Below are 13,703 nucleotides of genomic sequence, written 5' to 3'. Positions count from 1 at the left end.
AGCTGGAAGCTTAGAGACAAGCGGTCGGCTGCCAGGCCAATGGCCCGGCAGCGTATGCCTGTCGCTGCCTTACTGCGATTTCCGGACCCGTAGGTACCACTCGGAGAGCAGCCGTACCTGTTTGTCGGTGTAGCCGCGCTCGACCATTCGAGTGACGAAGTCGTTGTGTTTTTGCTGATCCTCCTTGCTGGCCTTGGCGTTGAAGCTGATAACGGGCAGCAGATCTTCGGTGTTGGAGAACATTTTCTTCTCGATGACCACCCGCAGCTTCTCGTAGCTGAGCCAGGTCGGGTTCTTGCCGTTGTTGTTGGCCCGGGCGCGCAGCACGAAGTTGACGATTTCGTTGCGGAAATCCTTCGGATTGCTGATGCCGGCCGGTTTCTCGATTTTCTCGAGTTCCTCGTTGAGGGCCACGCGGTTGAGGATCTCGCCGGTTTCCGGGTCGCGGTATTCCTGGTCCTGGATCCAGAAGTCGGCGTACAGCACATAGCGGTCGAAGATGTTCTGGCCGTACTCGCTGTAGGATTCCAGGTATGCGGTCTGGATTTCCTTGCCGATGAACTCGATGTAGCGCGGCGCCAGGTATTCCTTGAGGAAGCGCAGGTAGCGTTCGCGGGTTTCCGCCTGGAATTGCTCCTGTTCAATCTGCTGTTCCAGCACATAGAGCAGGTGCACGGGGTTGGCGGCGATCTCGTGAGGGTCGAAGTTGAAAACCTTGGACAGGATCTTGAACGCAAAGCGCGTCGACAGGCCGTTCATGCCCTCATCCACGCCGGCGGTGTCGCGGTATTCCTGGATCGACTTGGCCTTGGGGTCCGTGTCCTTGAGGTTTTCGCCATCGTAGACGCGCATCTTCGAGTAGATATTCGAGTTCTCCGGTTCCTTGAGGCGCGACAGTACGGTGAACTGGGCGAGCATCTTCAAGGTATCGGGCGCGCAGTGGGCCTTGGCCAGGGAACTGTTGAACAGCAGCTTGTCGTAGATCTTGATTTCATCGCTGACCCGCAGGCAGTACGGCACCTTGACGATGTAGATGCGGTCGATGAAGGCTTCGTTGTTCTTGTTGTTGCGGAAGGTGTGCCATTCCGATTCGTTGGAGTGAGCCAGCAGGATCCCGGTGAACGGAATCGCGCCCAGGCCTTCGGTGCTGTTGTAGTTGCCTTCCTGGGTTGCGGTGAGCAGTGGGTGCAGCACCTTGATCGGGGCCTTGAACATCTCGACGAATTCCATCAGGCCCTGGTTGGCCCGGCACAGCGCACCCGAGTAGCTGTAGGCATCGGCGTCGTTCTGCGGGAATTCTTCGAGTTTGCGGATATCGACCTTGCCCACCAGCGCCGAGATGTCCTGGTTGTTCTCGTCGCCCGGTTCGGTCTTGGCCACGCCGATCTGGTTGAGGATGGAGGGGTAGAGTTTCACCACGCGGAACTGGCTGATGTCACCGCCGAACTCGGCCAGGCGCTTGGTGGCCCAGGGCGACATGATGGTGTTGAGGTAGCGCCGCGGAATGCCGAAGTCTTCTTCGAGGATTGCGCCATCTTCCGTGGCGTTGAACAGGCCCAGGGGCGACTCGAACACCGGCGAGCCCTTGATTGCGTAGAAGGGCACCTTCTCGATCAGTTGCTTGAGTTTTTCGGCCAGGGACGACTTGCCGCCGCCGACGGGGCCGAGCAGGTAGAGGATCTGTTTCTTCTCTTCCAGGCCTTGGGCGGCATGACGGAAGTAGGAGACGATCTGGTCAATGCACTCTTCCATGCCATGGAAGTCTTCAAAGGCCGGATAGCGACGGATCACTTTGTTGGAAAATATCCGCGACAGGCGCGAATTGTTCGAGGTGTCTACCAGCTCCGGCTCGCCAATCGCCAATAGCAGGCGTTCGGCGGCAGACGCATAGGTGCTGCGGTCCTGCTTGCACAGCTCAAGGTACTCTTGAAGCGTGAGTTCCTCCTGCTGTGTGGACGCGAAGCGTTGTTGGAAGTGGCTAAAGATACTCATGACGTCGTCACCTCGCTCGATACGTGGAGCCGACGCCGGGTCAATCAGTCGATGCTGGCAGACATTGACGCATGCCAATGGCTGTTTTCCCCCCAAACACCCTGAAACGCTACCGATGACCCGCGCGCCGGTGTACCGGCTCTCCCCTGATTCGGATGGCCTGCGCTTAAGGATAGTTCGGAATCGGAGAGGTCAAGGCGCGATGCGCAATTAGTTTGGCTGCGCCGTTCGTCAGAATCGGCGCGAGCCCAAGCGTCACGCGGGGTAGCGGGGTGTGAAAAAAATTATTGCGAATTGTCGGAAGAAATTTCCGCCGGATAGGTCGTACGCCACAGCTCAAAGCCGCCGTCCAGGCTATAGACATCGGAGAAGCCCTGGCTGATCAGGTAGGCCGCGGCGCTCTGGCTGGAGTTGCCGTGGTAGCAGGCCACAATCACGGGCGCATCGAGGTCGGCGGCGCGGATGAAATCGGCGATGTTGACGTTATCCAGATGCTGGGCACCGGTGATGTGAGCCGCTGCATACGTCGGCTGGTCACGGATGTCGACCACCACGGCGCCTTGCTGGCGCAGTGCCTGGGCTTGTTCAGGGGGGATACGTTTGAATTCGCTCATGGCGGGCTCCTAGGGCTTGGCGGCCGGCAGTGTCAAAGAAAGAGGAGGTTCGCACCGGCAGCTCAGGCGCTCGCCGGTGTCGATGTTCATCAGGGTCATGGCGCCACCCCACACGCAGCCGGTGTCGAGGGCGAACACGCCGGGCTCGTCGCATTTGCCTTCCAGGGCCGCCCAGTGGCCGAAGATGATCTTGGTGTCACGGGCCTTGCGTTCCTTGTGCGCAAACCACGGTTTATAGCCGGGCAGTGCGGTGTCGGTGCCTTCCTTGCTCTTGAGGTCCAGCTTGCCCTCGGCGGTGCAGAAGCGCATGCGCGTGAAATAATTGGTAATTACCCGCAGGCGCGTGACACCGGTGAGGTCGTTGTCCCACTTCACCGGCTCGTTGCCATACATGCCGTCGAGGTAGACGGTGTACAGGTTGTCATCGGCCAGTGCGCTTTCAACTTCGGCGGCGCACTTGAGGGCCTTCTTAAGCGTCCACTGGGGCGGGATGCCAGCATGGACCAGGGCCATATTGCGGGCTTCGTCGTAATGCATGATTTTTTGCCGGCGCAGCCAGTCGAGTAACTCGGCGCGATCCGGTGCTTCAAGGATTTCGCGCAGGGTATCGCCCTTTTTCAGGCGCTCGATGTTATTGCCGGCCGCCAGCAAATGCAGGTCGTGATTGCCAAGGACGCATACCAGCGAGTCACGCAAGCCATATAGATAGCGCAGGGTCTGCAGGGATTCGGGGCCGCGATTGACCAGGTCACCGACCAGCCACAGGCGATCATTCGCCGGGTCGAAGGCGACCTGCTCAAGCAGGCACTTGAGAGGCGCCAGGCAACCCTGTAGGTCACCGACCGCATACGTCGCCATCAGTGCAGGGCTCCGGGCACCGCGAGGCGGAAGGGCTTGATCGTTGCGTCGAACAAATGCCCATCGGTGGCTTTCATCTGATACGAGCCCTGCATGGTGCCGACCTTGGAGGTCATCACCGTGCCGCTGCTGTAGGTGTGGCTCGCGCCGATGTCGATCAACGGTTGTTGGCCTACCACGCCTGCGCCGCGTACTTCCTCGACCTGGCCGTCACCGTCGGTGATTACCCAGTGGCGGGACAGCAGCTTGGCCGGCACCAGCCCGTTGTTTTTCACCGTGATGGTGTAGGCAAAGGCGAAGCGGTTCAGTTCAGGTTGCGATTGGTCCGCCAGGAAGCGGGTGACGACGCTGACGTCGATCTGGTAGCGAGGATCGGACATGCAAGAGGCCTTAAAAGCAAAAGCGGAGGACAGCAGATGCGGATCAGTCTAGGCCAAGAGGAGGGCACTAGGCCAGACATGCTGGCTCGTGGTGCGGAGAATGTGGGAGCGGGCTTGCTCGCGAATGCGGTGTGTCAGTTGATGCATGTGCCGACTGATCCGCCGTATTCGCGAGCAAGCCCGCTCCCACATTTGAGTTGCGTTGAGCCTTACTCCGATGTCGGGGCTGGCTGGATGGCAAGCTGGTCGGCCAGGCGCACGAATGCGGCCAGGTCCAGTTGCTCGGGGCGCAGGCTGCCGTCGACGCCGGCCGCTTCGATCTCGGCGTTGCTCAGCAGCGCCTTGAGCGTGTTGCGCAAGGTTTTGCGGCGCTGGTTGAAGGCTTCACGCACGACGCGCTCAAGCAGTTTGTGATCCTTGGCCGGATGAGGCAGCACGGCGTGGGGCACCAGGCGCACGATGGCCGAGTCGACCTTCGGCGGCGGGTTGAACGCGCCAGGCCCGACGTTGAACAGGTGTTCGACGCGGCAGTGGTACTGGACCATGATCGACAGACGGCCCCAATCACCGCCACCTGGGCCGGCAGCCAGGCGTTCCACCACTTCCTTTTGCAGCATGAAGTGCATGTCGCGGATGATCCCGGCGTTGTTCAACAGGTGGAAAATCAGCGGGGTAGAGATGTTGTACGGCAGGTTACCCACCACCCGCAGGCTGTTGGGCGCTGCGTTGAGGCTGTTGAAGTCGAACTTCAGTGCATCACCTTGATGCAGGTTGAAGTTGGGCTTGTCGGCGAATTGCTGGTTGAGGATCGGAATCAGGTCCTTGTCCAGCTCCACCACGTCCAACTGGCCGCCGCTGGCCAGCAGGCCTTGGGTCAGGGCGCCCTGGCCCGGGCCGATTTCCAGCAGACGGTCGGAAGATTTGGCATGGATGGAGCGCAGGATGCGGTCGATCACGCCAGCGTCGTGCAGGAAGTTTTGCCCGAAGCGCTTGCGCGCCCGGTGTTGGTAATGCTCGGTCATATACGGGTCTCGGCCATCTGATAGGCGGTTTCCAGGGCCACGTGCAGGCTGCCGGTGTCGATCCTGCCGCTGCCCGCCAGGTCCAGGGCGGTGCCATGGTCGACGGAGGTACGGATGATCGGCAGGCCCAGTGTCACGTTGACTGCGGCGCCGAAGCCTTTGTATTTAAGCACCGGCAGCCCCTGGTCGTGGTACATCGCCAGCACTGCGTCGCAGTGCTCCAGATATTTGGGGGTAAACAGAGTGTCCGCAGGCAGTGGGCCGCGCAGGTCCATGCCTTCTTGGCGCAGACGCTCCAGGGTTGGTTCGATGATGTCGATTTCTTCACGGCCCAGATGTCCGCCTTCACCGGCATGGGGGTTGAGCCCACAGACCAGGATGCGCGGTCGGGCGATGCCGAATTTGTGTTGCAGGTCGGCGTAGAGGATGCGCGTCACGCGCTCTATACGTTCGGCGGTAATGGCCTCGGCAACGTCGCGCAGCGGCAGGTGCGTGGTCACCAAGGCAACCCGCAGGCCGCGCGTGGCCAGCATCATGACGACTTGAGCGGTGTTGGTCAGCTCGGCGAGGAATTCGGTATGGCCGGAAAAGGCGATACCGGATTCATTGATCACACCCTTGTGCACGGGCGCGGTGATCATGCCGGCGAAGTCGTCATCGATGCAGCCTTGCCCTGCGCGTGTCAGGGTTTGCAACACGAACGCCGCGTTGGTTTTATCCAGTTGCCCGGCAACCACCTTGGCCTGTAAGGGGGTGTCCCACACATACAGGCTGCCGGCCGGGGCGGGCAGGTCGGGCCAGCCGCCTGGCGTCACGTTCAACAGATTGACCGCCACACCCAACTGCACGGCCCGCTCAAGGAGCAGGTCGCGGCTGGTAATGGCGATCAGGGGATGTGGCTGGGCTTGCGAGGCGAGCAGCAGGCACAGGTCTGGACCAATGCCGGCCGGCTCGCCGGGTGTTACCGCGAAACGCTTGGGTTTCACTGAACGGCCTGGTCGGTGCCTGTTTGCTCGGCGCCTGGCAGCTTGTTCTCAACGTAGGCTTCGTCGCGGATCTGACGCAGCCAGGTTTGCAGCTCTTCGTCGTATTTGCGGTTACGCAGTACGTTCAGCGCTTGTTGCTCGCGGGCCTGGTTGGTGTTGTCGGTGGCGCGGCGGCCAAGGACTTCCAGTACATGCCAGCCATATTGGGTCTTGAACGGCTTGGACAGCACACCTTGCGGGGTCTCGGCCATCACCTGCTGGAACTCCGGCACCAGCGCTTTCGGATCGATCCAGTTCAGGTCGCCGCCGTTGAGGGCCGAACCTGGGTCTTCCGAGAAGCTCTTGGCCAGGGTGGCGAAGTCTTCACCGCTTTCGATGCGGTCGTAGATCTTCTGGGCCAATTCCTTGGTTTGGGCTTCGGTGCGGATTTCGCTTGGTTTGACCAGGATGTGACGAACATGCACTTCGTCTTTCAGCGAGGTCTCGCCACCACGACGCTCCAGCAGCTTAAGGATGATGAAACCACCTGGCGTACGCGCTGGCTGGGTGATGCCACCGACTTCCATGGCGCTCAGTTCGCGGTCGAACGGCGGCGGCAATTGAGCGGCTTTACGCCAGCCCATGTCACCGCCTTCAAGGGCGTTGTCGCTGCCGGACTGGGCAATGGCCATCTGGGCGAAGTCGGCACCGGCCTTGAGGCGTTCATAGATAGCCTGGGTCTTGGCCGCCGCGGCATTGAGCTGCTCGGAGTTGGCGCTGTCCGGTGTCGGAATCAGGATGTTGGCCAGGTGCAGCTCTTCGGACAGCTGCATCTTGCCCAGGTCCGACGCCAGGAAGTTCTTCACTTCCTGCTCGGACACCTGCACGCGCTCGGCCACTCGGCGCTGACGCACACGGCTGATGATCATTTCGCGGCGGATCTGGTCACGGGCGTCCTCATAGGACAAGCCGTCGCGGGCCAGGGCGGCGCGGAACTGGTCAATGCTCATGTTGTTGCGCTGGGCAATGGTGCCGACAGCCTGGTTCAGTTCTTCGTCCGAAATACGGATGCCGGAGCGATCACCGATCTGCAGTTGCAGGTTCTCGACGATCAGGCGCTCCAGCACCTGTTGGTCCAGGACGCTGGTAGGTGGCACGCCACCGCCACGCTTGGCGATGGTTTGCTGGACTTCCTTGACGCGCTGGTCCAGTTGGCTCTGCATGATCACGTCGTTGTCGACGATGGCCACTACCTTATCCAGTTCCTGAACCGCGGCGTGCGCCGATGCGGTGCCCAGGAACAGCGCGCCCAGTACGAGCGGGCGCAGACAATCAGAAAGCTTGGTTTTCACGTTCACGATAACCTTCAATGCCTTTGTCTAGGAAGCTCTCTACCTTGGCGCCGGTCAGGCCGCCGAGTCCTTTGAGGACGATCTGCAGGAAGAGCCCGTGGTCACCCTTTTCGTTAAGCGGGGCGAGCTGGCTGTATTCGTCGTTGTCCACCCAGTAGCGGTTGATGACACGCAGTTTCCAGCAGCAGTTGTCGTACTCGAAACCACCGAAGGCTTCCAGGGTACGGTTGCGGGCGTAGTCATACTGCCAGCGAGTGATCAGATTCCACTGAGGGATGATCGGCCACATCATCGAGAAATCGTGTTGCTGGATTTTGTAGTAATCCTTCACGAAGTTCGGATCGCCCGGCTGACCATAGTCACCGCCGAACTGCCATCTGCCGGTCAGCTGGTTGTAGACCACCTGGTCGTTACGATAGCGATAACCGACGTTGATGATCTTGTTTGGATCGTTCTCCGGTTGGTAGTGGAGCATTGCGCTGCCTGAACGAGGGCTGTGTTCCTCGGTGTCCCAGTTGTAGTCGGCCGTGGCGCGCCAGTCGCGGTTGAAGCGGAATTCGTATTCCAGGGCAACGGGCGAAACGTCAGACTGTGCATCTGCACGGTCGGCGGCCAGGATGCCCGGTAATTGAACTTCGCGATCCTTGAAGTACACGGCTTGGCCGACGCTGACGCGCTGACGCTCAAAGCCGTTTTCCTCGATCCAGCGGCTTGTTACGCCCAGGGAAAGCTTGTTCTCGTCACCGATCCGGTCGGAACCGCTGAAGCGGTTGTCGCGAAACAGCGACGCATAGCTGAACGAGTACTCGCTGGTGTCGAAGACTGGGATGTCGCTTTGGTCTTTATTCGGAACATAAAGATAGAACGCGCGTGGTTCGAGGGTCTGGCGATACTCTTTGCCGAACCAGTTAGTGTTGCGATCGAAGTACAGGCCGCTGTCGACGCTGGCGATTGGAACTGCGCGGTCTTGCGAGCTATTAAACGTGCCGCCGGCGTATTGGGTGCCAGCTGACGCCGCTGCGGCTTGCGCTGCAACAATGTCGTTCTTGCCTATGTTATCCAGGTCAAGATCGTACTTGGTGTAAACGTACTTGAGCTTCGGCGTAATGAAACCGTAGGTCCAGTTCATCGGATAATCGACAGCAGGCGCTACGTTCAGGCGAGTACCGTTTGCACGGGTCAGGCCTCTCACGTTTGTGTCCAGTCGAGCAGTCTCTACACCGTCTTCGCCTGTGAACATGCCCTTTTCCAGGCTGCGCTCAAAGCGAACGGCTTCCGTCTCGTACGTGAAGTTCAACCCGCCCGGATGATAGGGCAGCGCACCATTGAAGGTGATCTGCGGCAGTCGATCATACGGCGTGATCTGGGAAATCGTCGCCAGCTGGTAAGCCTGGACGTTCAAACGGGCCTGATAGGAGTCGCCGCGATAGGTCACGGCACCCTGCTGATTGAGGAAGTCACGAGACTCCACGCCAATCTGGTTGCTCTTCAGATCCTGGAAATAATACGGATCGCTGATCCGGGTGTAGTCAACCTGAGTCGCTACGCGCGAATCCAGCCCGCCCTTATGCTGCCAGTTGAGCATGTAGCGGGTTTTTTCGTAATCGGTCTGCTTTTTCCGCTCGTCGCTGTCGTCGTTCAGGTACGCGCCGCCGAACTGGCCCTCGCTGGACTTGGTGAGGTAGCGGAATTCGCCTTCCATCAGCATGCCGCGCTTGGTCATGTACTGCGGATACAACGTGGCGTCGTAGTTGGGCGCCAGGTTGAAGTAGTACGGCGTGTTCAGCGTAAAGCCGGTTTCGCTGCCGGTGCTGAAGCTCGGTGGCAGGAAGCCGGATTGACGACGGTCGTCGATCGGGAAATAGATGTAAGGGGTGTACAGGATCGGGATGTTCTTGATCCGCAACGTCGCGTTGGTGGCCGTACCGAAACCGGTGGCCGGGTTCAACGTGATGTTGTTGCCCTTGAGCTGCCAGGCGTTGCTGTCTGGCTCGCAGGTGGTGTACGTACCGTCCTTGAGACGGATAATGGCGTTTTCGGCACGCTTGGCGTACAGCGCGTTACCGCGGATACGCGACTTGTGCATCACGTATTCGGCGTTGTCGATCTGCGCGGCGCCGGTGTCCAGCTGGACTTCGGCGTGGTCGCCCACGATCAGTGCGCCATTGTCGCGCAGACGGACTTTGCCGTTCAGCTCGCCACGGTTCTCGGCCTGGTACAGGCTGGCTTCTTCAGACTCCAGCTGCATGCTGCCCTGGCGCATGACGACGTCACCGGCCAGGGTCGCGACTTGCGATTCCTGCTCGTAACGCGAGGCCTTGGCGCCGATAAAGGTGGGCGCATCGCTCTTGTTCGTCTTGTCGTTCATGCCAGGACGAGTCGGCTCGATGTACGCACCACCGCAGTACGGACCAGTTTCGGCCAGCTGCGCGGCGGTCAGCTTGTCGCGCGGTACCCAGTCCAGGTGGCTGTAGTCGGCACTGCGCGAACGCAGGCCTCGGCCCTTGGCGTCAGTGACCAGCGCGGTCTTGGGCTCGGCCTCGGCTTTGCCGCCGGCATCGGCTTGCGCCGTGCTGTTGGCGGAGCTGACGGCTGCGCCGTCATGCACCGGGCGTGGTGGCAACGGGGCTGCGGCGGTTTTCGGCGCGCAATCCCAGGCACCCGAAGCAGAGACTGAGCAGTCATACTGTTCCGCGGCGACCACGAATGAGGTGGCGAAGGGTTGCAAGGCCAGCAGACTGCCGGTTACCAGCAACGGAAATTTTCTACGAAACGCGGGGGATTTCAATGCCATCTTATTAGTCCGGGCTTCCTGCGTGCCATCTGCCCGCGGTTTGGGCCGCACGCCTCTCGATGGTCTGAAAAAGATGCGTGATAATAAAGCATGCCCCGCTTGACGGCTAGCGCCGTCGGAGACCCTTGTAATGCCCGAGCAAGATCTACGTTTACAACAGCTGGAAGTCTGGCTGGATGAGCAGTTGCCGATTCTTTTCAACGCTCAGGATTGGGGCTCCGTACCCCCGGCTACATTGACCGCGGCCAGCAGCGACGCGAGTTTCAGGCGCTATTTCCGTTGGGAAGGCGGTGGCCGGACACTCGTCGTGATGGACGCTCCACCCCCTCAGGAAAACTGCAAACCTTTCGTCGATATCGCCCATTTGCTGGCGAAGTCAGGCATAAATGTGCCAAAAATTTATGCAGAAGATTTGCCGCGAGGCTTTCTTTTGCTCAATGACCTGGGCAGAAAAACCTATCTGGACGTGATTGACGACCAAAACGCCGATCAATTGTTTGCCGATGCCATCGACGCCTTGCTGGCTTTCCAGCAGCTCCCGATGGACGCGCCACTGCCCAGCTATGACGTCGCCTTGCTGCGCCGCGAACTCGAATTGTTTCCGGAGTGGTACGTTCGCCGGCACTTGGGTGTCCAGCTGGATGCGCAGCAACAAGCGCTTTGGCAGCGTGCCAGCGACCTTTTGATCGACAGCGCCCTTGCGCAGCCCAAAGTGCTGGTGCACCGCGACTACATGCCGCGCAACCTGATGATCAGCGAGCCGAGCCCAGGCGTGCTGGATTTCCAGGATGCAGTCTACGGGCCCGTGACCTACGACATTACCTGCCTGTTCAAGGACGCCTTCCTCAGTTGGCCGAAGGCGCGTGTGCGCGAATGGCAGCGTGGCTATTGGGAGCGTGCGGTTCAAGCGGGTATCCCGGTGCAGGCGGACTTCGACGACTTCGAGCGCGCCAGCGACCTGATGGGCGTGCAGCGTCACCTCAAGGTGATCGGTATCTTCGCGCGCATTTGCCATCGCGACGGCAAGCCTCGCTACCTGGCTGACGTGCCGCGCTTCTTCGCCTATATAGAAGCGGTGCTGGCCGACCGTCCGGAGTTGCGCGAGTTGGGCGAACTGCTGGCCAGCCTGCAGCCCGTCGAGGCAACTGTATGAAGGCGATGATCCTGGCGGCCGGCAAAGGCGAGCGCATGCGCCCGCTTACCCTGCATACGCCCAAGCCGCTGGTGCAGGCCGGCGGCAAGCGCCTGATCGAGTATCACCTGGAAGCGCTGGCCAAGGCCGGTTTCACTGATATCGTGATCAACCATGCCTGGCTCGGCCAGCAGATCGAAGGCTACCTGGGCGATGGCGCGCAGTTTGGGGTGCGCATCCGCTACTCCCCCGAGGGTGAACCGCTGGAAACCGGCGGTGGGATTTTCCAGGCGCTGGCGTTGCTGGGAGATGAACCCTTTCTGGTCGTCAACGGCGATATCTGGACCGACTACGATTTTGCCCGGCTCAAGCAGCCGCTCAAGGGCCTGGCTCATCTGGTGATGGTCGATAACCCGGCGCATCACCCCTCGGGGGGCGATTTCTACCTGGATCACGGTTTGCTTCATGATGCGGCGGCCGGTGCCGATAACCTGACCTTCAGTGGCATTTCAGTGCTCGACCCCAAGCTGTTTGCGGGTTGCAGTGCCGGTGCCTTCAAACTGGCGCCGCTGTTGCGGGCGGCCATGGCCAAAGGTCTGGTAACGGGGGAACACATGGCGGGACGCTGGATCGATGTCGGCACGCTGGAACGCCTGGCGCAAGTCGAAACCCTGCTGGCAGCGGGGCAGTAACATGCTGTGGCCAGGGACGCTGATCGGCGCCGGGGCTGGCTTTGCCATTGCCAGTATTCCGGGGGCCTTGTTGGGGGCATTGTTGGGGCAGGCACTGGACCGCCGCCTGCAATTGCAAAGTTGGGCGCAGTTGCGCGAGCGCCTCGGCGGGCGCCCGGCGTTGCGCAATGATGAACTGCTGTTTGTGTTGCTGGGGCGCCTGGCCAAGAGCAATGGGCGAGTGGTGGATGGGCATATCCAGCAGGCGCGCCAGGAAATGCGCTCGCTGGACATGACCGACTCGGCCCAGCGCCGCGCGATTGCCGCCTTCAATCGCGGCAAGTCCGGCTCCGACCGGGTGCGCAGCTACCTGCGTGTGCTCAAGGCTCAGCCCCACGCGGCGGAAGGCGTGTTGCGCGCGTGCTGGCGCATGGTCTGGGCGGACGGCAGGGCCGATGAAGCCGAGCGTGACCTGATCGACCTGTGGGGCAAATGGCTGGGGTGGACGCCGCAACAGCTGAAGGCGTTGGCTGCCGACTACACGCCGGAGCGCAAGCCGCTGGTCAATCGCAGCGTTACCTATCAGGACGCGTTGCGCTTGCTGGGCGTGACGGCCACCACCGAGCCGTCGGCTATCAAGCGCGCCTATCGTCGCCTGCTGAGCCGGCATCATCCGGACAAGATTGCCGGTACCGGTGCCACCCCCGCGCAAGTGCGGGATGCCACCGAGCGCACGCGCGAATTGCATAATGCCTACACGTTGATTCGCGAACGGCGGGATTTTCGCTAGCTGGCACTCTTTCACTTTGATAACCCATTCCCCTGTGGGAGCTGGCTTGCCTGCGATAGCGGACTTTCAGTGACACAGGCTTTGCTGACCCACCGCTATCGCAGGCAAGCCAGCTCCCACATTTGGATGGGTTACCAGCCCGGAATCAGTCCGAGCTGGCCTGCGGGCTCAACCACCCGCGGACCCTGCGATACAACTGCTCCTGCTCCGCAGCGCTATTGCCGGGCGAGGCCGTCAACGACACTTGCTTGTAACCGTCATTCTTCAAGCGCTTGGCCGCCTGGGCGCGGGCCAGGGCGCTTTTGCGTGTTTGAGCGTCGTCCTGATAGTAGATGTCAGCAGTCGGCACCTTCAGGCCCGGGGCCAGTTGCTGCACGTCCGGATGGCGCGCGTTGGGCGTCTTTGCCGCGACCATCACGAACTTCTGCACCTGGGACGGCTGCTTCTCGCTCAAATAGCGCGCGGCCCACCAAGCGCCGGTGCCATGCCCGAGCAGCACCACGCTACGCGCGCTCTGGGTTTGGGCGTACGCGACCGCGGCGTCGATGCGGGCAAAAATGCGCGACGCGTCGGTCTTGTCCTGCTCGTCGGCGCCAGGCACCACCGCCGGGTCAGTCCCTTCTGCTTCGGCGCTGGCGGCCTGCTCGATGGGTTTGTCGGCGGTGCTGGCTTCCTTGCTGCTGGTGTCGACCGTGGCCTGGGGCGCTTCCATCACGCGCGGCGGCAGGGTATCAACGCTTACATCCGGCAACGACAGGCTGAGGCTGCCCCAATTGGCATCCGGCAATTTATGCCGCAACGGGCTGATTGCTTGCGGCCAGTCAGCCGTCTCGCCAGCGCCTGGCACGATAATCACCACGCCTTCGGGCTCGGCGCTGTTGGCTGGCTTCCAGAGAGCGAGGAATGAGTCGCTACCGGCCTGCAATTGCTGCTGTTCCTGTTGTGGGATTTTGCGTTCCAAGGCACTGGCTTCTTCCAGGCTGCGCTCGGGCAAGGGTTGGCGCTCGACAGGTTTTTCGGCTTCAGGTGCGGGGGCGTCAGCAGCCTGCACAGAAAAGGCACTGGTAAAAAGCAGCGACAGGCACAATGCTGGCAGTGCTGAACGGTGGAGAAAGGGCATCGTTAATTCCCGG

Annotated in this window: 12 protein-coding genes; 3 read left to right on the top strand and 9 right to left on the bottom strand. The window is 61.0% G+C overall.

From position 1 onward, the window contains the following. Positions 1-69: 69 nt before the first annotated feature. The 8 genes from KVG91_RS10555 to KVG91_RS10520 all read right to left on the bottom strand — a co-directional run bounded on the left by KVG91_RS10555 (position 70) and on the right by KVG91_RS10520 (position 9,977). Positions 70-1,992, bottom strand: a complete 1,923-nt coding sequence (locus KVG91_RS10555; RefSeq protein ID WP_024077722.1) for a PrkA family serine protein kinase — start codon at positions 1,990-1,992, stop codon at positions 70-72. 284 nt (positions 1,993-2,276) lie between these two features. After that, positions 2,277-2,606: a thiosulfate sulfurtransferase GlpE gene (gene glpE, locus KVG91_RS10550; RefSeq protein ID WP_169376829.1), complete on the bottom strand. Its 330-nt coding sequence runs from the start codon at positions 2,604-2,606 to the stop codon at positions 2,277-2,279. 9 nt (positions 2,607-2,615) lie between these two features. Further along, positions 2,616-3,464: a symmetrical bis(5'-nucleosyl)-tetraphosphatase gene (locus KVG91_RS10545; RefSeq protein WP_169376828.1), complete on the bottom strand. Its 849-nt coding sequence runs from the start codon at positions 3,462-3,464 to the stop codon at positions 2,616-2,618. Then, a complete protein-coding gene (apaG, locus tag KVG91_RS10540) occupies positions 3,464-3,844 on the bottom strand; it encodes a Co2+/Mg2+ efflux protein ApaG (RefSeq protein ID WP_169376827.1) in 381 nt (126 codons plus the stop codon). The genes KVG91_RS10545 and apaG overlap by 1 nt, the downstream gene beginning before the upstream one ends. A 209-nt stretch (positions 3,845-4,053) precedes the next feature. Continuing rightward, the gene (gene rsmA, locus KVG91_RS10535) at positions 4,054-4,866 is read right to left on the bottom strand and encodes a 16S rRNA (adenine(1518)-N(6)/adenine(1519)-N(6))-dimethyltransferase RsmA (protein WP_169376826.1); all 813 of its coding nucleotides are present in this window, start codon (positions 4,864-4,866) and stop codon (positions 4,054-4,056) included. Beyond that, positions 4,863-5,852: a 4-hydroxythreonine-4-phosphate dehydrogenase PdxA gene (gene pdxA, locus KVG91_RS10530; RefSeq protein WP_169376825.1), complete on the bottom strand. Its 990-nt coding sequence runs from the start codon at positions 5,850-5,852 to the stop codon at positions 4,863-4,865. The genes rsmA and pdxA overlap by 4 nt, the downstream gene beginning before the upstream one ends. After that, positions 5,849-7,189, bottom strand: a complete 1,341-nt coding sequence (locus tag KVG91_RS10525) for a peptidylprolyl isomerase (protein WP_169376824.1) — start codon at positions 7,187-7,189, stop codon at positions 5,849-5,851. The genes pdxA and KVG91_RS10525 overlap by 4 nt, the downstream gene beginning before the upstream one ends. Then, positions 7,164-9,977, bottom strand: coding sequence for an LPS-assembly protein LptD (locus KVG91_RS10520; protein ID WP_169376823.1), 2,814 nt, complete (start codon positions 9,975-9,977; stop codon positions 7,164-7,166). The genes KVG91_RS10525 and KVG91_RS10520 overlap by 26 nt, the downstream gene beginning before the upstream one ends. Positions 9,978-10,107: 130 nt before the next feature. On the opposite strand from KVG91_RS10520, the gene KVG91_RS10515 reads away from it, so the two are divergent. The 3 genes from KVG91_RS10515 to KVG91_RS10505 are packed head-to-tail and all read left to right on the top strand — an operon-like array spanning position 10,108 to position 12,570. Further along, positions 10,108-11,130, top strand: coding sequence for an aminoglycoside phosphotransferase family protein (locus tag KVG91_RS10515; protein ID WP_169376822.1), 1,023 nt, complete (start codon positions 10,108-10,110; stop codon positions 11,128-11,130). Then, a complete protein-coding gene (gene murU, locus KVG91_RS10510; RefSeq protein WP_169376821.1) occupies positions 11,127-11,801 on the top strand; it encodes an N-acetylmuramate alpha-1-phosphate uridylyltransferase MurU in 675 nt (224 codons plus the stop codon). Before KVG91_RS10515 ends, murU begins: the two co-directional genes overlap by 4 nt. A 1-nt stretch (position 11,802) precedes the next feature. Next, positions 11,803-12,570, top strand: a complete 768-nt coding sequence (locus KVG91_RS10505) for a TerB family tellurite resistance protein (protein ID WP_169376820.1) — start codon at positions 11,803-11,805, stop codon at positions 12,568-12,570. Positions 12,571-12,715: 145 nt separating this feature from the next. Here the strand turns inward: KVG91_RS10505 and KVG91_RS10500 are convergent, their stop codons facing one another. After that, a complete protein-coding gene (locus KVG91_RS10500) occupies positions 12,716-13,690 on the bottom strand; it encodes an alpha/beta hydrolase family protein (protein ID WP_169376819.1) in 975 nt (324 codons plus the stop codon). Positions 13,691-13,703: the final 13 nt, after the last annotated feature.

The organism is Pseudomonas azadiae (assembly GCF_019145355.1).
In the GTDB taxonomy this organism is placed as follows: Bacteria; Pseudomonadota; Gammaproteobacteria; order Pseudomonadales; family Pseudomonadaceae; genus Aquipseudomonas; species Aquipseudomonas azadiae.
Note: the sequence above shows the minus strand (reverse complement) of the source record. Positions and strands in the feature narration are given on the sequence as shown.